Genomic DNA, 212 nt, shown 5'->3' on the forward strand with positions numbered 1-212 from the left:
TTTGAACCTTAACAATTGAATAGACCAAGACAAGACATTAATCATTTTTGGAGCGTAATAACCTATCCGCCAAGATCTTTCTGCTGAATAATTCGGTAAAACAAGTACTGCTAAGCAAAAAGCAAGGGAAGAAGAAAGGGAGCGATAAGTAAGAGTTTGAACATAGGGAGGGATACCCTATTCGCTATGAAGAAAATGAGGATAATGATACT

It is taken from the genome of Anaerococcus sp. HMSC075B03, from assembly GCF_001815585.1.
Classification (GTDB): domain Bacteria; phylum Bacillota; class Clostridia; order Tissierellales; family Peptoniphilaceae; genus Anaerococcus; species Anaerococcus vaginalis.